At 67.0% G+C, this 22,858-nt stretch carries 17 protein-coding genes; all 17 read right to left on the bottom strand.

Going from position 1 to position 22,858, the window contains the following annotated elements; all coding sequences use genetic code 11:
• Window positions 1-15 precede the first annotated feature (15 nt).
• A complete protein-coding gene (locus AC5IJH_RS04305) occupies window positions 16-1,581 on the bottom strand; it encodes a sensor histidine kinase (RefSeq protein ID WP_491901568.1) in 1,566 nt (521 codons plus the stop codon).
• Between the two features lie 72 nt (window positions 1,582-1,653).
• On the bottom strand, window positions 1,654-2,529 hold the full coding sequence (locus AC5IJH_RS04300) for a hypothetical protein (RefSeq protein ID WP_491901567.1): 876 nt from the start codon (window positions 2,527-2,529) through the stop codon (window positions 1,654-1,656).
• 9 nt (window positions 2,530-2,538) lie between these two features.
• A complete protein-coding gene (locus tag AC5IJH_RS04295) occupies window positions 2,539-2,922 on the bottom strand; it encodes a c-type cytochrome (protein ID WP_491901566.1) in 384 nt (127 codons plus the stop codon).
• Window positions 2,919-3,830, bottom strand: coding sequence for a cytochrome c oxidase assembly protein (locus AC5IJH_RS04290; protein WP_491901565.1), 912 nt, complete (start codon window positions 3,828-3,830; stop codon window positions 2,919-2,921). Before AC5IJH_RS04290 ends, AC5IJH_RS04295 begins: the two co-directional genes overlap by 4 nt.
• 3 nt (window positions 3,831-3,833) lie before the next feature.
• Complete coding sequence (locus AC5IJH_RS04285; protein WP_491901564.1) at window positions 3,834-4,223, bottom strand: hypothetical protein; 390 nt, start codon at window positions 4,221-4,223, stop codon at window positions 3,834-3,836.
• A complete protein-coding gene (locus AC5IJH_RS04280; RefSeq protein WP_491901563.1) occupies window positions 4,216-4,860 on the bottom strand; it encodes a cytochrome c oxidase subunit 3 in 645 nt (214 codons plus the stop codon). The genes AC5IJH_RS04285 and AC5IJH_RS04280 overlap by 8 nt, the downstream gene beginning before the upstream one ends.
• The gene (ctaD, locus tag AC5IJH_RS04275) at window positions 4,848-6,788 is read right to left on the bottom strand and encodes a cytochrome c oxidase subunit I (RefSeq protein WP_491901562.1); all 1,941 of its coding nucleotides are present in this window, start codon (window positions 6,786-6,788) and stop codon (window positions 4,848-4,850) included. Before ctaD ends, AC5IJH_RS04280 begins: the two co-directional genes overlap by 13 nt.
• Entirely contained in the window at window positions 6,785-7,819 is a 1,035-nt protein-coding gene (gene coxB, locus AC5IJH_RS04270; RefSeq protein ID WP_491901561.1) for a cytochrome c oxidase subunit II, read from the bottom strand. The genes ctaD and coxB overlap by 4 nt, the downstream gene beginning before the upstream one ends.
• 23 nt (window positions 7,820-7,842) lie before the next feature.
• The gene (locus AC5IJH_RS04265; protein ID WP_491901560.1) at window positions 7,843-8,406 is read right to left on the bottom strand and encodes a c-type cytochrome; all 564 of its coding nucleotides are present in this window, start codon (window positions 8,404-8,406) and stop codon (window positions 7,843-7,845) included.
• Window positions 8,403-9,299, bottom strand: coding sequence for a quinoprotein dehydrogenase-associated putative ABC transporter substrate-binding protein (locus AC5IJH_RS04260; RefSeq protein ID WP_491901559.1), 897 nt, complete (start codon window positions 9,297-9,299; stop codon window positions 8,403-8,405). Before AC5IJH_RS04260 ends, AC5IJH_RS04265 begins: the two co-directional genes overlap by 4 nt.
• Window positions 9,280-11,133 (bottom strand): PQQ-dependent dehydrogenase, methanol/ethanol family, encoded by a 1,854-nt coding sequence (locus tag AC5IJH_RS04255; protein ID WP_491901558.1) that lies wholly within the window; start codon window positions 11,131-11,133, stop codon window positions 9,280-9,282. Before AC5IJH_RS04255 ends, AC5IJH_RS04260 begins: the two co-directional genes overlap by 20 nt.
• 179 nt (window positions 11,134-11,312) lie before the next feature.
• Window positions 11,313-12,734, bottom strand: a complete 1,422-nt coding sequence (locus tag AC5IJH_RS04250) for a sigma-54-dependent transcriptional regulator (RefSeq protein ID WP_491901611.1) — start codon at window positions 12,732-12,734, stop codon at window positions 11,313-11,315.
• A gap of 8 nt (window positions 12,735-12,742) precedes the next feature.
• Complete coding sequence (locus AC5IJH_RS04245; protein ID WP_491901557.1) at window positions 12,743-14,665, bottom strand: TolC family protein; 1,923 nt, start codon at window positions 14,663-14,665, stop codon at window positions 12,743-12,745.
• Window positions 14,662-15,372: an ABC transporter ATP-binding protein gene (locus AC5IJH_RS04240; protein WP_491901556.1), complete on the bottom strand. Its 711-nt coding sequence runs from the start codon at window positions 15,370-15,372 to the stop codon at window positions 14,662-14,664. Before AC5IJH_RS04240 ends, AC5IJH_RS04245 begins: the two co-directional genes overlap by 4 nt.
• Window positions 15,373-15,381: 9 nt before the next feature.
• Window positions 15,382-17,859 (bottom strand): ADOP family duplicated permease, encoded by a 2,478-nt coding sequence (locus tag AC5IJH_RS04235; protein ID WP_491901555.1) that lies wholly within the window; start codon window positions 17,857-17,859, stop codon window positions 15,382-15,384.
• A gap of 10 nt (window positions 17,860-17,869) precedes the next feature.
• A complete protein-coding gene (locus AC5IJH_RS04230) occupies window positions 17,870-20,413 on the bottom strand; it encodes an ABC transporter permease (protein WP_491901554.1) in 2,544 nt (847 codons plus the stop codon).
• A gap of 5 nt (window positions 20,414-20,418) precedes the next feature.
• Window positions 20,419-22,857: an ADOP family duplicated permease gene (locus tag AC5IJH_RS04225; protein ID WP_491901553.1), complete on the bottom strand. Its 2,439-nt coding sequence runs from the start codon at window positions 22,855-22,857 to the stop codon at window positions 20,419-20,421.
• Between the last annotated feature and the right edge of the window lies 1 nt (window position 22,858).

Below are 22,858 nucleotides of genomic sequence, written 5' to 3'. Positions count from 1 at the left end.
GTGCAGGCGCGAGCGCTAGACGCGGGCCGGGAGTTCCTGCGGCTCGAGATCGGCCGCGCGCTGTTTCACGACAGGCAGGGTGACCAGGGCGCGTGCGCCGCCGGCTGGGCGGTTGATGAGGCGCACCGACCCTGCGTGCGCTTCGACGATCTGCCGGGCGAGCGCGAGCCCGACGCCGGTGCCGCCGCTCTTGGTGGTGTAGAAGGGCACGAACAGGTTCGAGTCGTTGGCGATGCCGGGGCCGTTGTCGTCGATGGAGAGGACGACGTCGCCCGACTCGAGCTGCCAGGCGACCTCGACGCGCGGGCGGCTGGTGGAGCGGGAGAGCGCGGCTTCGACGGCGTTGCGGACGAGGTTGATGAGGAGCTGCTCGATCTGGTCGGGGTCGATGCTGAGGGTGAGGTCGGGGCCGCCGCGGAGTTCGGGGCGGAGGCGCTGTTCGAGAGCGAGCGTGCGCTCGACGAGCGGGCGCAGGGGCACCATTTGCAACCTTGGCGGTGGCAATTGCGCGAGCTGCCGGTAGGCCTGCACAAATCGTTGCAGCGCGTCGGCGCGGCTCTCGATGATGCTGAGCCCGCGCTCGAGATCTTCATCGGTGGCGGTGCCTGAGAGCAGTTGCGCGCGCAGAGTGCCGGCGATGGACTTGATGGGCGCGAGCGAGTTGTTGATCTCATGCCCGAGCACGCGGATGAGCCGCCGCCAGGCCTGCCGCTCCTCTTCCCGGAGCGCGGCGCTGACGTCGGTGAGCAGCAGCAAGGCGTGCGGCACGCCACGCTGGCGGAAGCTGCTGCGGTGGACGACCCAGCGCGTGCCGCGGCCTTCGTCATCGAAGTCGAAGATGCCTTCGTCGGGCTGCGCGAGCACGTCGGCGAGGCCGAGCACGTCCGCAGGCTGGCCGAGGCTGTCGAGCGTGGTGAGCGAGAAGACGCGCTCCGCCGCGGGATTGAGGAGGCGCAGCATGCCTTCCACATCGAAGGCGAGCACGGGTGCGTCGATGGAGCCGACGACGCGGCCGAGCAGCGCGGAGGCCTCGAGCGCGCCCGAGCGCTGCGCCTGCAGCATGTCCGCAAGTGCGTTAACTTCGAGCGCCATCTCGCCGAGCACGTCGCCGGTGGCGGAGCCGCGCGCACGGAAGGCGTAGTCATCCTCGCGGAGCGCGCTGACGACGTTGGTGAGCGTCTGCAGCGGGCGGATGACGTGCTCCAGCAGCATGCTGAACAGCAGCAGCGTGGCGAAGAGGATGACGGCGAGCAGCGTGATCCAGAGCGTGCTGGACGCGTGGCGCGACCAGAGCAGCCCGATGGTGACGAGCAGGCCGGGGAGCGCGAGCAGCGCCGCGATGAGCTGGAGCCTGGCCTCGAAGCGCATGCCGCGCCGCACGCGAACCGTGGGGGCGAGCGGACCGGAGCGCGCCGAGCCGTGAATGCGAATGCCGGGGATGCGACTGCGGCGTGGAGCTTCCGCCGGCGCGGCAGGAGGATCGACAGGAGGCGTGGCGGAGGTCGAGTCGTCCGGCGCGCTCTTGTGCGGGCTCGATGCCATAGCTCTGCCGACCTCGTTTCCGCGTGGAAGCGAGTCCATGATATCTCCCGGCGGAGTTGCGCGAGCGTACCGGCGGTGGGGCCGCGAAGAGGTCTACTTCTCCTGAAAGTTCTACTTCTCCTGAAAGTCGTCGAAGATCACGGCAGGGTCGGCGTGTGCCTCATCTCCGGATGGCGCGCCGAGGATCCGGGAGCCGATGGTTTCGGAGAGGGTCTGGAGCGCGATGCAGAGCTCGACACCGGCGAAGCGCGTCTCCGGGCGCGGATCCGCGGCCGCCGCCCTGGCGTAGCGAAGCAGCTCCGGGAGGATCTTCGACGGGGTCGCCGCCTCTTCCTCCGCATGGAAGTTGAGCAGGATGGGAAAGAGCACCATGTCGATGCGGTAGTTGAGCACCTGCTCGACGAGCCCGAAGAGGGCGACGCTGCTCCCGAGCTGGACGGGCGAGAGGCCGGTGCGGCGCTCTGCTTCGAGGAGGGTGGAGACGCAGCGCGCGAACCAGCGGGTCCGGGCGAGCGCGGGATAGAGGAGCACGGTCCAGGAGACGCTGGCGGTGATCATGGAGATCCCGATCAGCCCTTCAACGGCGACCGTGAGGCGAAGCCAGTCGGATGTGGGCGCGAGGTCGAAGGTTTGGAAGGTGTCGAAGGAGCCGAGCGAGATGTAGATGCCGCGCAGCAGGAGATGGAAGAACGATCCGGCCGGAATGTGCCGGTCCGTATCCGAGAAGTGCGTGGTGAGCAGGCCGGTGTAGATGAGCGCAAAGCCGAGCGTGAGCAGAAAGGCCCACGCGATGATGACGCTGACGAGCGCGAGCGGGCCGATGGAGGAGCGCAGCCGGGTGTGACGCAGCAGCGCGGAGTAGAGGGCGCCGATCGAGTCGCTGAGCGTGCCGGACTGGGTGGGGTGGAAGATGTCGCGATAGACCTGGGTGAGGCCGTAGAGCACGAGGAGCGCTCCGGCGGCTTCAAGCAACAGGTGCGATTGCATAACGGGGCGCTATTGGCTCGGCTCGAGGTAGTTGGAGAACTCGGCTGCGTCCTGGGCGGAGACATGCATCTCCGGCATGGCGGAGCCGGGACGATACTGCTGCGGGTGCATGATCCAGCGCTGCAGATCGTTGGGCGTGTTGGGCAGCACGCCGGCGAGATAGGAGCGCTGCGCGAGGCCGTCCAGCGAGGGCCCGACCTTGCCGACGGCACCGGGGACGCCGGGGATGACGTGGCAGGTGGGGCAGCCGTACTGGATCATGTGCGCGGAGGCGGAGGTGCGCACGGCGGCGGAGGCCCCGGCGTCGGGCGGAGGCGTGATCGCGGTACGGCTGCAGCCGACAGCGGCGAGGCTCGCGAGCGCAAGGAGGCTGAGCGAGGATGCGGGTCTCATGAGTGCTCCTCGGGACGATAGGGGCTGAGGGAGCCATGCTGCTGGCTGAGGGCTCCGACGACGGAGCCGAATCGCAGGCGGCGGTCCGATTCCTCGAGCCATTTCGCGACGAGCAGCAGCGCGATCACGAGAAACGTAACAGCGGAAGGCACCCACATGATGACGCCGCCGAGCTGCTGATCTTCAAGCGGGGTGAGCCCCCAGCGCGCGGTGGTGCGGGTGTAGGCCGGGTACCAGAGCACCTGCGAGAAGGTGAGCAGGGCGCCGAGTGCGCTGCAATGGACGGCGGTGCCGAAGGTGTAGAGGGTGGCGGCGCCGTAGCCCATGGCGGAGCGGCCGACGCCGTAGAGCGCGGACCAGAAGATGAGCGCGGTGAGGAAGAAGCTGAGGTGCTGCGCGGCGTGGACCCAGTCGGATGTGAAGGTGGCCTGGTACAGCGCGGGAATATGCCACAGCCACAGTGCGGCGGCTTCGAGCACCCACGCGGTGAGCGGCTGAGTGAACCAGGCGATGACGCGGTTGTGTTCGATGTCGCGAAGGGTGCGGCCCATGGACGCGCGGTGTGCGGGCGCGAAGGCCCAGAGGCAGGTCGCGCCCGGGTGCGAGGCGGCGATGAGCGGCGCGGAGACGAGGATGAGGACCTCGTGCTGCAGCATGTGGGCGGAGAAGAGCTGCTCGCCGAGTTCGTGGATGGGCGAGTCGAGCGCGAGGAGCAATGTGAGCCAGCCGCTGAAGAAGGCCGCATGCCGCCAGCGCAGACGGCCGAGCGAGCCGCGGCGCAGCGCGCCAGTGCTGTAGACGACGAGCAGCAGGGCGAGGGGGATCCAGATGGTGGGCTCCCACGACCACGGCTCGGTGGTGAGGCCGGAGAGCCAGGTGTGCGGTGCGATTTGTGCGAGCGGTGACATGAACTAGTCGGAGGGGTGCAGGATGACGATGTTGAGTGCCTGGAAGAGGATGGTGATCAGGCAGAGCACGGCGAGCAGCATGGCGACGTTGGCCATGAAGGAGCGGCGGCCGTCGAGTGGCTCGTCCTGTCGCGCGCCGGAGTAGCGGCGGTGGGCGGCGTAGCCGATGGCGAACGACGCGACGCAGAGCAGGATGTCGAACACGTCGAGCAGGTAGTCGGTGCGCTTGGCGCCAACCTGATTGACCCAGTGCGCGATGGTGTAGCCGCAGACGGTGTTGATGAAGGCGGCGAGCGGGCCAAGCAGAAGGCCGAGCCAGAGCACGTGATCATTACGGTCAGTGGGCGGATCCGCGGGTTTGACGATGGACGAGGGAGCAGCAGCGTCAGGCATGGAGCCACCTCGGCGCCCAGTAGATGACCAGGTAGATCGGGATCCAGGAGACGACGACGAAGTACCAGTAGTCGGCGTTCTCGCTGGCGTCCATGAAGCGCTTGCCTTCGAGCAGCGGATTGCGGAAGAAGAGCGTGGTGAGGACGAAGGTGTCGAACAGGTCGGTGAGCAGGTGCGTGATGTGCAGGCCCATCAGCATCCAGACGATGGAGCCGTAGGCGTCGATGCTCCAGTCGGTGTTGAGGTGACGGAGTTCGAAGTAGCGAATGACGACGTTGGCGATGCCGAAGAGGCTGAGCGTGGCGAGGCCGATGCGCACGGCACGGAGATCGCCTTTGCGCGCGCGGCGGCGATACCACTCGTTAGGCAGGGCGCTGACGAGGAAAACGACCAGGTTGAGCGTGCCCCAGAAGAGGTCCGGCGGGTTGGTGTGGAGGGGCCACTCGATCGAGCGCGAGTGGAGGTAGAAGTAGGACGCGATGGTGAGGACGAAGACCATGCCCTCGATGGCCATCATGCCGATGATGCCGAGCCAGGTGATGCTGCGCGTGCCGAAGACGACGTTCGGGAGCGCCGAGACGTTGAGGACGGGACGGTCCGGGCGGTCGGTGACTAACTCGGCGGCTAACTCGGCCATAGGTCCCTCGCGCGGCGGCGCTCGGCTTCCTGCCGGGTGGGCCAGAACCAGCCGGTGAGCGTGATGGCGATGGGCACGGCGCCGATGGTGATGCCCCAGGGCGTGAAGATGGAGCCGATGAACGCGGCGGTGGTGGCGAGCGCGGCGAGGAAGGGCCAGACGGTGGGGCCGGGCAGCTCGGTCTTCGAGTCGGGCTCGGCGTCGAGTGTGCGGGTGCAGAGGACTTCCCGAGCATCGGTGGCGAGGCCGACGACGATGGGCTGATTGGGATCGGCATCCCAGATCGGCTCGCGGCCGTTGACGGTGGGCAGGTGGAGGAAGTTGTAACTGGGCGGGGGTGAGGTGGTGGCCCACTCGAGTGTGCCGGCGTTCCAGGGGTTGGGGCCGGCGATCGCTCCAGCGCGCAGTGACCGATACACATTCACGAGGAAGATGAGGACAGAGAGGAAGAGGAAGATGTAGCCGAAGGACTCGACCTGGTTGAGGGTGGTCCAGCCCCTGCCGGTCGGGTAGGTGTAGACGCGGCGCGGCATGCCGCGCAAACCGACCAGGTGCATGGGGAAGAAGGTGATCTGGAAGCCGATGAAGAAGAGCCAGAAGGAGACCTGGCCCAGCTTGTCGCTGAGCATGCGGCCGGTGACCTTGGGGAACCAGTAGGTGAAGGCGGCGAAGAGAGGAAAGACTGCGCCACCGATGAGCACGTAATGAAAATGTGCCACGACGAAGTACGTGTCGTGAACCTGAAGATCGACGGGAACCGAGGCGGTGAACATGCCTGTCATGCCGCCCATGATGAAGGTGAAGAAGAAGCCGATGACCCACCAGAGCGGCGTCTTGAGCACAGGGCGGCCGGTGGCGAGTGTGGCGATCCAGCAGAAGACCTGCGCGCCGGAGGGGATAGCGATGGCCATGCTGGCGGCGGTGAAGTAGTTCTCCGCGATCTGCGGGATACCGGTGGCGAACATGTGGTGGACCCAGAGTCCGAAGGCCAGGAAGCCGGTGCCGACCAGCGAGAGCACGAGCACGAGATAGCCGAAGATATGACGCCGCGCGAAGGCCGCGATGACGGTGGAGACGATGGCGGTGCCGGGCAGGAAGATGAGGTAGACCTCCGGGTGGCCGAACCACCAGAAGAGGTGCTGGTAGAGGAGGACATCGCCGCCGGCCGCGGGGTTGAAGAACTGCGTGCCGCAGGTGCGATCGAGCAGCAGCATGGTCGAAGAGAGCACGACGCCGGGCAGCGCGAAGATGACCATGAAGGCGACGACGACCTGCCCCCAGACGAAGATGGGGATGCGGTTGAGGCTCATGCCGGGTGCGCGGAGGCGAAAGACCGTGACGATGACTTCGACGGCGACGGCGAGCGCGGAGACCTCGGTGAACGTGATGAGCTGAGCCCAGAAGTCGGGGCGCTTGCCGGGGCCGAAATCGGGCCCGGAGAGCGGCACGTAGGCGAACCATCCGCGATCCGCACCCGTGTTGCAGAGGAAGGCGACGTAGAACATGATGCCGCCCATGACGTAGAGGTAGTAGCTGTAGGCGTTGAGGCGCGGGAAGGCGATGTTGCGCGTGCCGACCATGAGCGGCACGAGATAGACGCTCAACGCTTCGAACATCATGGGCACGGCGAACAGAAACATCATGGTCGTGCCGTGCATGGTGAAGAACTGGTTGTATTTGTCGTTCGACAGGATGTGCGCTTCGGGAAAGGCGAGCTGCAGACGCATGACGCCGGCGAGCAGGCCGGCGACGAGGAAGAACGCGAACGCGGTGACCGCGTAACGGCGGCCGATGGTGGTGTGGTGGACGGCCTTGAACCAGCCGAGGAAGCCGCGCGGCTCATGCCAGATGTGTTCAAGCTGCGCGGCCTGCTGCCGCTCTGCCAGCGTGAGTTCGCGCTGCTGCGTGGAAACCGCAGTCGGTGTCATCGAAGGGTCTCCAGGTAGGCGAGCAGGTCCTGCAGATCGGAGCCGGACATCTGGTTGGGCGGCATGCGCACGCCGGGCTTGATGCCTTGTGCGTTGAGGATCCAGCCACCGAGATTGCCGACGGTGTTGGGCAGCGTGCCGGCGGCGATGGTGGAGCGGCTGGCGAGGTGCGTGAGGTCCGGGCCCATGCGTGCGTTGGCCGTGGTGCCCTGGATGGCGTGGCACATGACGCATGCGTGCGTGAGAAAGACCTGCTGCCCGTGCATGGCCTGCGGTGTAGTGGGCGTGGGCGCGTCCTGCTGTTGCGCGTTGAGCCAGGTGCCGAACTTTGCAGGCGATTCGGCGACGACATAGAAGGACATGTGCGCGTGCTGCTCGCCGCAGAACTCTGCGCACTGACCGCGCCAGCGGCCGGGCTGATCGACCTGCAGCATGAGGTCGTTCTGATAGCCGGGGATGAGGTCGCGCTTGCCTTGCGCGTTCGGCACCCAGAAGGAGTGGATGACATCGCGCGATGTGCCGTGGATGCGAATGGGCAGGCCGGTGGGCACGTGGATTTCGTTCGCGGTCTGGATGATCTTGTCGGCCTCTGCGTTGGGGTAGACGACCTCCCACCACCACTGGTGTCCGTAGACTTCGATGGTGAGCGCCTTCTGCTCGCCCATGCTGCCGAGCGCGCGGCTGGTGCGGAAGGAGCCGATGACCATGACGAAGAGCAGGATGACGGTGGCGAGCATGGCCGCGGCGACGCCGCGGGTGGCGCGACGGTCGGAGGCCGGGGTGGTCGGCATCGGCTCGGGCATGGTGTCGAGCGTGTTGTGCTGCTTCGCAACCGCGATGACGAGCGCGATCAGGACGAGGCAGTAGACGGTGGCGGTGATCCAGAAGAGCAGCGCGAATTGATGCTCGATGTGCAGAGCGCCAGGGCCGACGGGGCTGAGCGCGGTCTGATTGTTTTCAAAGCCACGCACAAGGACGAGCCACACGGCGGTGAGCGGGGCCGTGGTTGCCGAAGCAAACGGGGCTGCCAAAACGATTGGGGCTGCCAAGGCAATCATGGCTGCCCCTTCCGCTGGATGGGCTTGGCGAACTCGTCCTCCGGATGCTCGGTGGGCTCGGCCTGTTCGGCTCTGACGACGGGCATCTCGTCGGAGCGCGAGGGCGCGACGTCGGACGGGAGCTGGCCGCTCATGGAGCGGACGTACGCGACGAGCTCCCACACCTGGTAGTCGGGAATCTTGCCGGCGAACGAGGGCATACCGTTGGGGCGGCCCTGCACGATGTCGGAGTAGATCTGTTCCGGCCGGCTGCCGTAGATCCACTTCGAATCCATGAGCGCGGGGCCGATGGCGCCGCCGCCGTGCGCATGGCAGCCGACGCAGTTGTAGGCCGAGTAGAGGCGCTTGCCTTCGCTGACGGCGTAGGCGCTGTCGGCGTATTTGGTGCCGGAGGGCGGCGCGACGCTGCCGCCGGCGTGCACGCTGTTGAGTGCGACGCCGCTCGGCAGTTGGCTGCCCGCTGCGCCGGGGTCGAAGACGCGCTGCTCTCGCTTGCAAGCGGCGGCGAGCAGCACCAAAGCGGAGAGCGAAACGTAACCGGCAATGATCGTTTTCGTCATAGCTCTCCTCCGGCGCGAGCGGAAAGCGATGCGGCCGCGCTCGCAGATGGCGCGGGCGGCTCAAGCGGGACGTGATATGCGGCGAGTGTGTGCCGGACCTGCGGCTCAATCGTGTGTAGAGCGGCGTTGACGGCGGCGAGCAGTGCGGCGTCCTTCTTATGGAGACCGGCGGCCATGTCAAACGCGAACGGAATGTGCGTCGCGGGATCGACTGCCGGTGAGACCGCAGTCAGGCGCAGAGGCAGGCGATCGCGGTCCGCGAAGTAGCCGGCGATGGGTCCCCAGACGACGGCGGCGCCGAGATTGCGCGTGGCGACGGCGCGGAGGAGCTGCTCCGGGCCGCTGCCGAAGGAGTGGAAGCCGACGAGTTGCGCTGCGTGCCCGTAGCGGATGAGAGGCAGCGACGGAGGCGCCATGTCTTCCTCGAGGATCTGCAGGCCGATGCGACGGCCGTTGAGGCGCGGGTCGCGGAAGCTGCTGATGTCGAGCTGCTCGCGTACGGGCGTGACGAACACGTAGGAGGAGCGGTAGTAGGGCGTGGATGTGGCCAGGCCCTTGGCGCCGACGGGAACGCCGAAGAGGATGTCGCAGGCGCCGCGGTTGAACTGCTCACGCAGGAAGCCGCGCCGGCTGCGCGCCCAGACGAACACCGGCTCGCGATGCAGCCGTTGCGCGACGAGCATGGCGATGTGATTGTCGAAGCCGCGGCCGCTCTGATTTGAAAACGGCAGGTCGTCGGGGTCGGCGCAGATGCGCAGAGGTGCAGCGCTGGCGACGGTTGCGAAGAGGCATGCTGCCGCGAGCGCCACGCACGCAGCAACACTACGGGAGAGCGAAGACGCCGCAACACGGGAGAGCGACGACGGCGCGACGCTAAGGGAGAGCGAAGACATAGAGCGTCCCTCCCGGGGTGACAGCTTTTTTGAGGCCGGCCATGGCGGATCCCCAGCCGTTCGCAGCGGTGTCGTCGCGGGTGTCGAGATCAGCGGAGACGATCGCGCCGGGCCACCCGCCGACGCCGGAGAGGATGGCGATGTACTGCTTGCCGTCCGGGCCCTTGTAGGAGATGGGCTGGCCGATGATGCCGGAGCCGGTCTTGAACTGCCACAGCAGTTTGCCGGTGCGTGCGTCGGCGGCCTTGAACCAGCCGTCCATGGTGCCGAAGAAGACGAGGTCGCCGGCGGTGGTGACGGTGCCGCTCCACACGGGGTACTTGTCCTGGATGGCCCAGACTTTTTTGCCGGCGATCGGGTCCCAGGCCATGAGCTCGCCCATGTTGCCGCCGGGGCCCGGGTAGTAGCGCACATCCGCGCCGACGTACGGCGTGCCGGCTATGTAACTGACGGCGGTGTATTCCTCGTCCATGCACATGTTTTCGTGGGGCACGTAGACGAGGCCGGTGCGCGGCGAGAAGGAGGAGGGCTGCCAGTCCTTCGAGCCGGGCGCCATGGGACAGATGCCGCGCGTCTCCTGCCCGGTGTGCGGCGCCTTCGCGGCGACGTGAAGCAGCGCGCCGGACTTGAGATCAACGCCTGTTGTAGTCGTGGTGTAGACGTAGGACGTGGCGGAGAGCACCTGGCCGTTGCCGCGGTCGATGAGGTAAATGAAACCGTTACGGTCCGGGCGGAAGAGGACCTTGTGGGTCTGCCCGTTGAGGGGAAGTTCGAGCAGGATGTCTTCGTTGATGCCGTCCCAATCGAAGATGTCATGCGGCGACATCTGGTAGAACCACACGGCTTCGCCGCTGTCTGCATCGCGCGCGAAGACGCCGGAGGTCCACTTGTTGTCGCCGGGGCGCACGTCAGCGTTCCAGGGGCCTGGGTTGGCGGTGCCGTAGAAGATGAGGTTCGACGCGGGGTCGTAGGAGAGGAAGCCCCAGACGCTGCCGCCGCCGACCTTCCATGCGTCGGGCGGCCATGTCTTGACGCCGAGGTCCTGCCCCTTGTCCGTGTTGTAGAAGGGGTGAAAGCGGGAGCCGATCAGCACATCTTTATCGGGGCCTGTGCTGTACGCCTGCCAGAGGAGTTTGCCCGTGTTGGTGTCGAGCGCGTCGAGCCATCCGCGTACGCCGAACTCGCCGCCACTGTTGCCGACGTAGACCTTGTTATGGACGACCATCGGCGCCATGGTGATGGTCTCGCCTTTCTGGATGTCGGCGAGATGCGTGCGCCAGAGCAGGTGTCCGTCAGCGGCGGCGACCGCGACGGTGTAGCCGTCGAGAGTGTTGTAGATGACCTTGTTGTTGTCGAACACGGCGCCGCGATTGACCCAGTCGCAGCAAGCTTCGCCCTTGGCGTTGGGCGACGGGTTCGGCTCGAAGGTCCACTTCGGCGGAGCGCCGGGCTTGGTGAGGTCGAGCGCGTAGAGCTTGTTCGGCCAGGGCGTGACCACGTACATCGTGTTGTTCACGACGAGAGGCGCTGCCTCCTGCCCGCGCGGCACGCCGGTGTCGAAGGTCCAGGCGACCTTGAGGCTCGCGACGTTGGAGCGATTGATCTGGTCGAGCGTGCTGTAACGGGTGTTGGCGTAGTCCTTGGTCGCGCGAGTCCACTGGCCGTCGTCTGGCTCCATGGGACCCGCGTAGGCGCGCACCTGGCCGCCGGTGCCGGTGTTGTTCACGACGGGCTGAGCAGGCGGATGGCAGCCGAGGGTGGCGAGAACAACTGCAGCGCAGGGAGCCAGCAGCAACGAAAGGCGGCCCTGCCGGCGAACGAAACTAGGACTCACGTTCATCTACTCCGGTTCTTCGTTGGGACGCTTTCCACCCTGTCGAAAGATGGCCGGAGTTGTTCTGTGTGCTGAATGCGCAGCAGTGCCGAGGGCAAACCTATGACTTTCCCTTGCTCGCGAGCGCTTGGGCTACGTGCGATGCCAGGTTACGTTTGTGAAGCGGGGCCGCGGGCGGCTTAGATGGAGTACTTTTCCATGCGGCGGTAGAGGGCGCCGCGGCTGAGGCCGAGAGCCTCGGCTGCCTGGCTGACGTTGCCCTGGGCGCGCGCGAGCGCCTTGCGGATGAGGATGCTCTCGACGGCCTCGAGGCTCATGTCGTCGAGGTGAGCGCTGCTGCCGACGGCGCGTGGCGGGGTGAGGTTGAGGTCGCCGATGTCGACCTTGTCGGTGCGCGCCATGAGGACTGCGCGTTCGACGCAGTGGTCGAGTTCGCGGACGTTGCCCGGCCAGCTGTACTGCATCATCATCTCGAGCGCGCGGGGCGCGAAGCCGGCGAGCAGCCGACGATAGCGCTTGCTCCAGCGCGCGAGGAAGTGCCCGGCGAGGAGCGGGACATCCTCGCGGCGGTCGCGCAGTGGCGGGATGTGAATCTCAACCGTGTTGAGGCGGAAGAGGAGGTCCGCGCGGAAGCGGCCTTCCTCGCTCTCCTTGTGCAGGTCGGCGTTGGTGGCGGAGAGCAGCCGGACGTCGACCTTGCGTGTCTTCGAGGAACCGACACGTTCGAGCTCGCCGGTTTCGAGCACGCGGAGGAGCTTGGCCTGCTGACGCAGCGGCACGTTCGCGATCTCGTCGAGGAAGAGCGTGCCGTGATCGGCGAGTTCGAAGCGCCCGATGCGATCGGCGCGCGCGTCGGTGAAGGCGCCCTTGACGTGGCCGAAGATCTCGCTTTCGAAGGTGCCCTCGGGCAGCGCGCCGGTGTTGACGGCAACGAGCGTGCGCGGTGCGCGCGGGGAGAGCGCGTGCAGGGTCTGCGCGATGACTTCCTTGCCGGTGCCGTGTTCGCCGGTGATGAGCACGTTGGCGTCGGAGGGGCCGATGCGCGCAATCATCTCAAGCACTGGCTGCATGGCGCGCGATTCGGCGATGAGGGTGGGCAGCCCGTCCGCGCGCAGGAAGCGATTCTCTGCTTCCAGCATGTCGGCCTGGCGCTGCACGCGATGCAGGTCGAGCTGGGTGCGCAGGACGGTGAGCAGGCGCGCATTGTCCCAGGGCTTCTGGATGAAGTCGGCTGCGCCGCGGCGCATTGCTTCGACGGCGAGCTCGACGCTGCTCCACGCAGTCATGACGATGATGGGCAGGCGCAACCCGTAGCTCTGGATTTCGGCGAGCAGGTCGATGCCCTCCGCGCCAGACGTGGTGTCGCGCGTGTAGTTCATGTCCATCAGGACGGCTTCGTAGGTCTCGCTCGCGAGGCACTCGATGAGCTGGCGGGGCGAGAGTGCGCGATCGATGCGGTAGCCCTCGGGACGGAGCAGGATCTCGAGCGCGTCGAGGATGGCCGGTTGATCGTCCGCGATGAGCAGACGCGGACGTGCCGCCTCCTCAGCCGGTGTGCTGGCGGATGTGGCGACATCGCGCGCGCGTCGTGGTGTGGTCATGCTGGTGGTCACTTTACTCCTTCACCAGCGGCAGCAGGGTGTTGCGAGGCGTCAGAGACGGGCCGCGTGACGACGCCTGTACGTGCCTCCTGAAGCGAGATGCCGAGCCGCTCGACGGTCTGACCAGTGACGCGGTAGAGCTCGATGCGGCTCTTCTCGTAGGTCGTCTCGGCAGAGGCGAGCGCGGAGCTGGCGATGGCGAGATCGTGCTCGGCGGTGAGCGTCTCGAAGTTGGAGCCGGAGCCGAGCTGCTGCTCCTGCTTCTTGATGTCGAAGGTGCGCTGGGCGAGATCGCGTGCCTTGCGCGCTGCTGCGACACGCGCGCCACCCTGCTCAAGCGCATAGGCGGCGTTGCGGACTTCGATGCGGACGTTCTTCTTGAACTCCTCGACCTGGACCTCGGCCTGATGGTACTCAAGCTCCGAGCGGAACTGGTCAGCGCGCGCCTGGCGATTGCGAAGCGGGATGCTGATCTGCACTTCGGCGAGGTAGTCGGGGGAGCTGTTGTTGAAGGCATTCTGCAGCGTGCCGCCGTAGCCGTTGGGGGCGCTCACGGTCGGCGGGCCGCCGGAGAAGTTTGTGTTGGGCTGACCGCCGACGCCGGAACCGGCGTAGTAGCCGATGAGATTGACGGTGGGCAGCAGCGCGTTGCGCACGGCGCGGCGGGAGATCTGGTACTCGTCCTGATTGATCTGGAGCGTGTTGATGTCGGGGCGGTTTTTGATTGCCTGCGCGATCAGTTCCTGAACCTGCGGGACGACCTCGGGCTGGAAGGCATCGAGCGATGCGGTGGGGACGACGGGCATCTCTTCGAGCGTTTGATCGAGCCTGCGGGTGAGCGCGTTCTTCATGAACGATTCCTGCAGTTCAAGCGAGGTCTTCGCGACGGTGAGGTCCTGCTGGCGCGTGGCGACCTCCGCCTCAGCCTTCATGACGTCGAGCGCGGGCACTGCCTCGAGCTGTAACTGCTTGCGTTCATCGTCGAGCGATTTTTCTGCGAATGCGAGCGAGCGCTCCTTGACCTGCTCGTCCTGGTAGGCGTTGACCAGGTCCCAGTAGATGTTCTCGATCTGCGTGGTGGTCGCGATGACCTGCGACTTGAACGAGATCTCGGACACCTTGCGATTGTCGCGGGCCAGCCGCAGGTAGCGCAGGTTGGGCGCGAAGCCGAAGCCGGCGAGCAGAGGCTGCTCGATGAGGAAGCGGTAGTTGGCGCTGAGCGATGGGTTGAGTGTGGAGAAGACGCTGTTGAGCGTCTGGCGCGAGTTGTCGAAGTCGAACTGGATGGAGGTGCCGGTGGGAAAGGACTGCACGTAGCTCGCGTTCACGATGGCAGTGTTGGTCTTGAGCGACGAGGTGCCGCTGGTGACCTGGTTGACCTGTGGCGACGTGGCGTGCTCCACGCTGGCGTTTGCCAGGATGCGCGGATCGAAGCTGGGCACAAGGGTGCCGAGGCCGAAGGTGTTCTGCACGAGGCCGCCGGCGCCGCCGCCCGCGCTGCCGAGGCCGCTCGATGTGCCGGTGGCGCTGGGCGCGCCGGAGCCGCCGAGCGTGTTCTGCACGACGCCGGTGGGCACACCGAAGCTCTGACCGCCAGCGCTGGTGCGGAGCACGTCTGCATCGGCGATGGGCAGGTTGTAGCGCGAGATGACGAGATCGAGGTTGTTCTCAAGCGCGAGGTCGATGGCGTCATCGAGTGAGACGTAGAGCTTGCCGTCGTGGATGAGTTTGTCGAGCCGCACGGAGTTCGCGAAGTTGGGCTCCGGAATATGTACCGGCATGTAGATCGAGAACGGGTCGCGCGAGTGCGGCAGGGCGACGTGGAAGCCCTGCTCCTGCGATTGCGCGGACGCGGGCAGAACGAGTGTGGACTGCGAAACGAGCAGGGACGCGAGGGCGGCCGCCGTCGTGGATGCGGATCGAAGGGTCATCGTGCGGTGGACTCCTGGACTGCGCTGAGGCGCGGGTTGCCGCTGTCTTTCACGAGCCAGCCATCGCGCACCTCGAGCAGCCGATTGCCGTAAGCGGCGTTTGATTCTGAATGCGTGACCTGCACGATGGTCGTGCCCTGCTGGTTGAGATCGCGAAAGAGTTCCATGATTTCGCGTGCCTGCTCGGAGTGCAGGTTGCCAGTGGGCTCGTCGGCGAGCAGGAGCGACGGATTGTGGATGACAGCACGCGCGATGCCGACCAGTTGCTGCTGGCCGCCGGAGAGCTGCGAGGGGAAGAGATCTTTTTTGCCGACGATGTTGAAGCGGTCGAGCGTGTCGGCGACCATGGCCTGGCGTTCGGCGCGAGGCAGGTTTTTGTAACTGAGCGGGAGCTCTATGTTCTCCGCCACGGTGAGCTCGTCGAGCAGGTGATAGCTCTGGAAGACCATGCCCATGCGTGCCTTGGCCAGCTCGGCGCGCTGCTTGCGGCTCATGGAGTGGACGGGCTCGCTGTCGAAGAAGTACTCGCCCTGCCACTGATCGTCGAGCAGCGCGATGGCGTTCAGCAGCGACGACTTCCCTGCCCCGGAGGGTCCCATGAGCGTGATGAATTCACCGCGCTCGATGTGCAGGTCGATACGGCGGAGAACCCAGGTCTGGCCGGCACCGGTTTTGTAGCTTCGTTCGAGACTGCGTATGTCGATCATGGACAACTCCTATTCGTGGCGCAGGGCCTGCATGGGATCGATGTGAGCGGCGCGCCGCGCCGGAAGATAGCTGGCGGCCAGGCATGCGGCTGCGAGCAGAAGCGTGACCAGCTCGACGACCAGCGTGAGGTCGTGCAGGTCCACCGTGGCCAACTGGTGGCGCGCAAGATGGCTGAAGGTGTAGGAGGCGGCGATGCCAAGCAGCCCGCCGAAGGTGAGCAGGACGACCGCGCGCCGCAGGACCAGCCAGAGGACGTCCTTGCGTTGCGCGCCAAGGGCGAGGCGGAGGCCGAGGTCGCGCTGCTGCTGCACCACCTGGTAGGCGAGCAGGCTGTACAGGCCGGCAGCGGCGATGAGCAGCGCGACGATGGCGAAGATGCCGAGCAGGCGCGCGGCCAGGGTCTGGCTGCCTATGGTATTCGTAACCGACGTGCGCATGAGTTCAGCGTGGTTGACGGCGATGTTCGGGTTGGCTTCCTGAACGATGCGCGTGATGGCGGGGATGAGCGAGGATGGGTCCGCGGCTGAGCGCACCGCGAGATCGAGACGGAACGCGACCAGGATGGGGTAGAGATCGTCCTCGGGCGACATCTGATCGAAGTCGATCAGCATCTCGGGCTTGACCGGGTCGCCGATGCTTTGCACTGCATCGTCGACCACGCCCACGATGGTGGCGTATTCGCGTGGACCAGCCTCGCCGACCAGGAGGCGCATGCCGAGGGGCGAGCGCGCACCGGCGATCTGCCGGGTGAATGCCTGATTCACGATGACGGCGATGGGCGCGGTGGGTGTGTCGGTGGCATTGAAGAGCCGCCCAGCGACGAGCGAGACGCCCATGGCGCGGAAGTAGTCGGGGCTGGCGGCGCGCACGTCCGCGCTCTGTGCGTGTTGCTCATCGCTCCTCGGCCGGCCGGCGAAGCGGACCTGGTTGCGGAAGGACCAGTTGGGATGGAGCGGCCGCACCGTCGTGACGCCGACCGCACTGACGCCCGGCAGCGCGCGCAGACGCGTGAGCATGGGGTCGACCAGGGTGGTGACGATGTTGGCGCCCTGCGTGCGGCCGCTGGCGAGGAACCAGAAGCCCTTCTGGGGGAGCATCAGCTCGGCGGTGACCAGGTGGTCGGGCTCGAAGCCGAGCGGGGTGCGCTCGAGATCGTAGAGGGTGCGCGCCATGACGCCGGCAGCGACAAGGAGAAGGAGTGAAAGAGCCACTTCGACGGTGACGATTGCGTCGCGCATCCGCATGCGGCGGCGGGTGGAGCCTCCGCCGGCGGTGCCTTCGCGCAGGCCATCCTGAATGGGGAGGCGTGCCGCCTGGAGCGCCGGCGCCATGCCAAAGAGCAGCGCCGAGAGGCAGGATGCGACGAGCACATAGATGAGCACCGTGCCGTCGATGTGGATGAGGTCGCCGTTGAGGAAGCTGGTGGCGAGGTAGGCGCGCGAGACGTGGAGCGAGATCGCGGTGAAGGCGAGCCCGGCTGCGCCGCCGAGCAGGCTGAGCAGCAGGCTCTCGATGAGGAACTGCCGCAGCAGGCGGCCACTGCCGGCGCCGAGCGCGGCACGGACGGCGATCTCACGACGGCGGCCTTCGGTGCGGGTCAGCAGCAGCCCGGCCACGTTTACCGTGGCGAGCAGCCAGACGGCAACGACGAGCCAGTGCAGCAACAGGAGACCGGGGGCGACCTTGCGGGTGAGCGCGTGCTGGTACCTCTCGACATCGATGCGCACATCGCGCTCTTTGCCGGGATAGGTCTTCAGGTCCTGCTGCTTGATGCCGGCCAGTTCGCGGCGTGCATCCTCTACCGTGCTGCCGGAGCGCAGGCGCGCGATCACGTTGAGCACGCCGGAGGAACGATCCTGCAGCTCCTTGGCGTGGATGTTGAGGGGCGCGAGGAGGAAGTCGTCGCCACCCTGAAAGGGGAAGCGCTCCGGCATGACGCCGATGATGGTGCTGGGTGCTCCGTTCAGCGAGATGACGCGACCCAGCACATGCGGATCGCTGTTGAACAGGGTGCGCCACTGCGATGCGCCGAGCACAACGACGGGCGGCGCACCGGGGGACGCGTCCGATGGCGTGAAGCCGCGGCCCAGTGCGGGTGTGACTCCGAACAGGTCGAAGACGTTGGTGCTGAACAGAAGTTCCGGCACGGACTGCGGATGCGCGACGCCGGTCACGACGGGCACGGCATACGTGTAGTACCCGACAGAAGAGAGCGTGTGTGCGCGGGTCTGCCACTCTTCGGCGTTCGGCAAGGAGGTGCCGCCGCCATCGCCGCTGGCTGGCTGACTGTATTCGGATTCCGCGATCGTGACCAGTTGCGCCGGGTGTGCATAGGGCAGCGGACGCAACACCACCTGGTCGAGGACGGAAAACATGGTGGCCGTGGCGCCGATGCCGAGGCCCAGCGTGAGCAGCGCGGCGAGCGCAAATCGCGGATGGTGCCGCAACTGGTGCCATGCATAGCGGAGATCGCTGCCCAGGTCCATGGTTCCTTCCTCAGTCGGTGCGTAGAGCCTGCATGGGCTCGATGGAGGCGGCACGCCGCGCGGGAAGCAAGGCGGCCGCCGCGGCGCTCAGGGTCATCAGCACAACGGCAACTGTGACGGAGACGATATCGAAGGCGCTGACGCCGAACAGCCGAGCGGAGAGCAGCTTGCCGGCGACGTAGGAGAGTGGCACACCAACGGCGAGGCCAAACAGGCAGAAGGTGAGCGACTGCAGCAGCACCTCGCGAAGGATGCGGAGGCGGCTGGCGCCGAGCGCCATGCGGATCCCGATTTCACCGGTACGCCGCTCGACCGAGTAGGCCGTGACGCCGTAGATGCCGATGGCCGCAAGCAGTAACGCTACGCCGGCAAATAGAGCGGAGAGTCGCGAGAGCAGTTTGTTGCGGATGAAGCCGTAGTTGGCGAGCTCGGGGAAGGTGTAGAAGGCGGTGATGGGCAGGTTGGCATCGACGTCGCGCATGGCCTGGCGCATGGCCGCTTCCGCACGCGGCCCATCGCTGCCGTGCAGCTCGAGCACGACGTTGTTCGCATAGTGTGTCCCGCTCTCCCAGTCGGCCTCGTCCGGGCGCACGGTCTGCATGGTCTGCCGGAAGGGCAGAAAGAACATGGGGGTGGCTGGTTGTTCGGGGAAGCTGTACTTGGTGTCGCGTGTGACGCCGACGATCTCGAACTGATCACGGAGGCCGGGCTCCAGCCCGAAGTGCTGGCCCAGCGCGTCGCCCTTGAGGTAGCGCTTCACGAAAGCCTCACTCACAACGGCGACGTGGCGGCTTTTGTTGTCGTCGGCCTCGGTGAAGAATCGCCCTTCTCGCAGGCGTGTGCCGATGGCGGTGAACCACTCGGGCGAGACACGATTCCAGTCCGGCTGTGCCCAGGCGCTGTTGGGTGGCGGGTCCGCCTTGCCGGGAAAGTACGCCGTGGCCGAACGGTAGTCGCCCGACATGGGAGCGTAGATGGCGAGCCCGACGCTCTGCGCGCCGGGGATGGCGAGCATGCGCTCTTCGATCTTGCGGTTCAGGGCGTCGGTCTGGGGCGACGTGTAGCCGGCGAGCTGCGGATCGATTGTGATGACGTAGCGGTCCTGCGTGTGGAAGCCGAGGTCCTGGTTCTGGAGGTTGCTGAGGCTGCGCATGAGCAGGCCTGCGGAACAGAGCAGCACGACGGACAGCGCAGCCTGCGCGACGACGAGGGCGCGCTGGGGACCGGTGCCACTCGACCGGGTCGTCCGCGAACCGGCGCGCAGCACGCTTGCGAGATTGTTGCGCGTGGACACCCACGCCGGCCCGACGCCAAAGACGACCGAGGTCACCGCGGCCAGCCCGATGGCAAACGCCAGCATGGGCAGCGAGAGGCCCGCGTCCACCGGGCGGTAGCCAGAACCGGGGAAGGCGAGCGCCACGATGGAGTTCGACAAGAGATAGGACAGGCCGATCGCCGCGACGCAGCCGACCAGCGCGAGCACCAGGCTCGAGATCAATGCCTGCTGGAGCAGCTGTTCGCGGCTGGCACCGAGCGCCATGCGGACGGAGGTCTGCTGAGTCTGCGCGAGCGCCCGCACCAGGAGCAGGTTGGCGACGTTGGCACAGACGATCAGCATGAGGAAGGCGGCGGCGCCCATCAGCAGCTCGAGCGGCTTCCTGTAATAGATCGCGACGATGTTGATGCCCGCCTCTGCCGAGCCGAGCGAGGTGTGCTGGCGGTCGATCGCATCGCGCTCGCCGGGCAAGAGCATGGAGGCGTGCGCGTGCAGCCACTGCCGCAGGCCGGTGGTGAGCTGGGCTTCCAGCTGCCGCTGGTCGGTGCCTGGGGGCACGCGCGCGATCAGGTCGAGCCAATAGCGATTGGGCTGATCGAGCGAGGGCGCGTCGTGGAGGAAGTTGGTCTGCTGGCGCATGCAGAACCAGACCTCGGGCACCTCGTCGTTGACGGTCTCGCCGAAGAAGCCGGGGGCGGTGACGCCAACGACGGTGGCGGCGGTGCCGTTCAGCAGCAGGGTGGACCCGAGCACGTGGGGGTCGCGGCCGAAGCGGCGGTCCCACATGCGCTGGCTGATGACGACGACCGGGGGCGCCCCGGGCTGGTCATCGGCGGGCGTGAGGCCGCGGCCGAGGGTGAGGGGGACGCCGAGCACCGCAAAGTAGTTGCCGGAGACCCGCTTGCCATTGAGCGGGACGGCGGCCGCGGCATCGCCTGCGCGACGCATCAATAGGGAGGCCTGGCCGGCATCGAAGGCGGCGAGCTGCCCGTGGAGCGCGGGCGTGTGGTCGCGCAGGGTCTCGTAGGTGTCCCAGGAGAACAGGTTCCAGTCGCCCTGGAGCTCGCGCTTGACGCAGCAGGTGATCCGCTGGCCCACCTTATAAAGCTGCTGTGGCTGTTGCACTTCGAGCGGCTTGAACAAGGCGGCATACATAAGGCTGAAGATGGCCGTGGTCGCGCCGATGCCCAGCGCGAGCGTCAGCACGGCCGTGAGGGCGAAGCCCGGACTACGGCGAAGCTGACGAAATGCGTAACGAAAGTCGTTGCCCAAGAGCATTTTTCTCACTCCGTTCGCAACGCTACCACGGGTTCGATAGAGGCAGCACGACGCGCCGGTACCAGTGCCGCAAGCGCCACCGCAGCCATGAGAACGCTTGCACCCGCGGCGTAGCTGACGATATCCGCGCTTTCCACCCCCACTAAAAAACTGCCGAGCAGGCGCGCCACGGTGAGACTGGCCACCGTCCCGAGCACGATTCCAACGGCGCCGCTGCGCAGGGTGGCCCGCAGCACCTGGCGCGCGACCATGCGGCGATCCGCGCCGAGCGCCATGCGGATGCCGATCTCGCGCGTCTGCTGGGCGACGGTGTAGCTGGTGACGCTGTAGACGCCGACGGCTGAGAGCAGCAGCGCGAGCAGGGCGAAGGTGGTCACCAGTTGACTGCGCAGACGCTGCGGCTCGGTCGAGAGCGCGAGCGCATCGTCCATGGTGGTGAAACGCGTGGCGATGGTCGCGTCTGCCGCGTGGATGCGAGCGGCGACCGCCGGGATCAGGCTGGCGGGCGCGACCGCCGTATCAAGCACGATCTGGACCTCGTTGGCGTGATAGGGATGCTGCGCGAGGGCCAGGTAGAGCGCGGGGCCCTGAGGACTGGCTGGGGTGTCCTGCCGCACATCACCGACGATGCCGATGACGGTCATGGGGCGGTCCATGCTTTGCTGGTCGAGGCCGCAGACGATCTGCTGGCCCAGCGGATCGGCGGCGCCGAAGGCATCGCGCGCCGCGGAGGCGCTGAGGACGACGACGGCGGTGGACTGCATCGTATCCGCGGCATTGATGTCTCGTCCGCGCAGGAGAGGGATGTCCATGGTGCGAAAGTAGCCAGGGCCAGCGAGGCTGAACACGGCCTGCGGGCCCTCGCCCATGGCCTGCTTCCGGCTGACCACGGCGTAGTAGCCGTTCGATCCGAAGGTGCCCTGCGGCAAGCCCACGGTCTGCGCGGCGGAGACAACGCCGGGCAGCGCACGGAGGTTTTCTGTGAGCGCGGCGAGTTCGCCGATGCGGCGCATGGACTCGTCCCAGCCACGTGCCGGTGCGTGCGCGTAAACGACAAGCCGGTTGGCGCTGGCGAAGCCGAGGTCGACGGTGCGCAGGTGCTCGAGCGTGCGGACGAGCAGGGAGGCGGTGACGACGAGCAGGAAGCTGAGCGCAAGCTCAAGAGCGAGCAGGCTGCGGCGGGCGAGGGCAGTGCCACGATCGGTGCCGCCAGACCGCGTGCTGCGTTGCAGCACTGCGGCGGGATCCCGGTGCGCCGCCCACCAGGCTGGCCAGGCAGCGCTGATAAATGTAACCAATGTGGTGACGAGGAGGGCGAAGCCGAGGATGCGCAGGTCCGGAGCCGCGGCGATGGGGCGCGGCAGCTGCGCGGCGAGCAGGCGCCCGAGCAGCGCCGTGGCGGGGATGGCGAGCAGCAGGCCGAGCGCGCCGCCGATGGCCGAGAGCAGGCCGGCCTCGACCAGCACGCCGGCCGCGATGCGTACGCGGCTGCCGCCCAGCGCCTGGCGCACCGCCATGGCCTGCTGGCGGCCGGAGAAGCGGACGAGCTGCAGGTGAGCAAGGTTGCCACAGGCGATCAGCAGCAGAACGCCAACGGCGGCAAGCCACAGCCACAGTGACGTCCTGACGTTGCCTGTGAGCGCCTGCTGCAGCGGCACGGCGCGCAGCTGCACCTGGTCATGACTGACGGGAAACTGTTGGGCGAGGCGCGAGGAGATGGCATCGAGCCGCTGCTGAGCGGCGGTGAGGTCTCCCTGCGGGCCGGCGGATGTCGTGTGGGCGCGCGCGATGGCCTGGTAGTTCCAGGAGTCGCGGTTCACGTTTTCCGGCACTTCGGGGCGGCCGAGCCAGATGCTGGTGCCCTCGGGGTAGTCGAAGCCGCGCGGCATGACGCCGACGACCTGGTAGCTCTCCCCTTCCGCGTGCAGCAGCCGGCCAACTGCGATGGCGGCGCCGCCCATCTCCGCGTCGGCGAAGGCAGCGGACACCAGCGCCTGATGGGGAGCGCGAACGGGATCGAGATCGACGCCGAGCCACGGGCGCACACCGACGACGGAGAGAAAGCCCGGGCTGACCCACTGCGCTGTGGTGAAGGCGGCATGATCGACCAGTTGGACGCCGGCCTCGCCACCTTCGAACTGCGCGGTCGCAGCGAAGATGCCGCTGCGGCGGAGGTCCTCATAGTCGCCACCGGTGACGCGCCGGATCTCCCTGCCGACCTTGTGGTTCACGGCATGCAGCGCGACGATGCGGCCGGGGTCGCGATACGGCAGCCGGGCAAGCAGCGTCTGCTCGACGATGCTGAAGACGGCGGTCGTCGCTCCCATGCCGAGCGCCAGCGTGAGGACGACGGTGAGGGCGAAGTCGGGGGCGCGGCGAAGCTGCCGTCCGGCGATGCGAACCTCCTGCGCGATGTTGCTGACGAGATTGCTGGCAAGCGACATG

Source organism: Candidatus Dedyshia acidiphila (assembly GCF_051025295.1).
Classification (GTDB): Bacteria; Acidobacteriota; Terriglobia; order Terriglobales; family Acidobacteriaceae; genus KBS-83.
This window is presented reverse-complemented; position numbering and strand designations above follow the sequence as displayed.

Coding starts and splice junctions, on each gene's coding strand:
- AC5IJH_RS04305 (WP_491901568.1), bottom strand. CDS start 1,581: ATGGACTCGCTTCCACGCGGAAACGAGGTCGGCAGAGCTATGGCATCG.
- AC5IJH_RS04300 (WP_491901567.1), bottom strand. CDS start 2,529: ATGCAATCGCACCTGTTGCTTGAAGCCGCCGGAGCGCTCCTCGTGCTC.
- AC5IJH_RS04295 (WP_491901566.1), bottom strand. CDS start 2,922: ATGAGACCCGCATCCTCGCTCAGCCTCCTTGCGCTCGCGAGCCTCGCC.
- AC5IJH_RS04290 (WP_491901565.1), bottom strand. CDS start 3,830: ATGTCACCGCTCGCACAAATCGCACCGCACACCTGGCTCTCCGGCCTC.
- AC5IJH_RS04285 (WP_491901564.1), bottom strand. CDS start 4,223: ATGCCTGACGCTGCTGCTCCCTCGTCCATCGTCAAACCCGCGGATCCG.
- AC5IJH_RS04280 (WP_491901563.1), bottom strand. CDS start 4,860: ATGGCCGAGTTAGCCGCCGAGTTAGTCACCGACCGCCCGGACCGTCCC.
- ctaD (WP_491901562.1), bottom strand. CDS start 6,788: ATGACACCGACTGCGGTTTCCACGCAGCAGCGCGAACTCACGCTGGCA.
- AC5IJH_RS04265 (WP_491901560.1), bottom strand. CDS start 8,406: ATGACGAAAACGATCATTGCCGGTTACGTTTCGCTCTCCGCTTTGGTG.
- AC5IJH_RS04260 (WP_491901559.1), bottom strand. CDS start 9,299: ATGTCTTCGCTCTCCCTTAGCGTCGCGCCGTCGTCGCTCTCCCGTGTT.
- AC5IJH_RS04250 (WP_491901611.1), bottom strand. CDS start 12,734: ATGACCACACCACGACGCGCGCGCGATGTCGCCACATCCGCCAGCACA.
- AC5IJH_RS04245 (WP_491901557.1), bottom strand. CDS start 14,665: ATGACCCTTCGATCCGCATCCACGACGGCGGCCGCCCTCGCGTCCCTG.
- AC5IJH_RS04240 (WP_491901556.1), bottom strand. CDS start 15,372: ATGATCGACATACGCAGTCTCGAACGAAGCTACAAAACCGGTGCCGGC.
- AC5IJH_RS04235 (WP_491901555.1), bottom strand. CDS start 17,859: ATGGACCTGGGCAGCGATCTCCGCTATGCATGGCACCAGTTGCGGCAC.
- AC5IJH_RS04230 (WP_491901554.1), bottom strand. CDS start 20,413: ATGCTCTTGGGCAACGACTTTCGTTACGCATTTCGTCAGCTTCGCCGT.
- AC5IJH_RS04225 (WP_491901553.1), bottom strand. CDS start 22,857: ATGTCGCTTGCCAGCAATCTCGTCAGCAACATCGCGCAGGAGGTTCGC.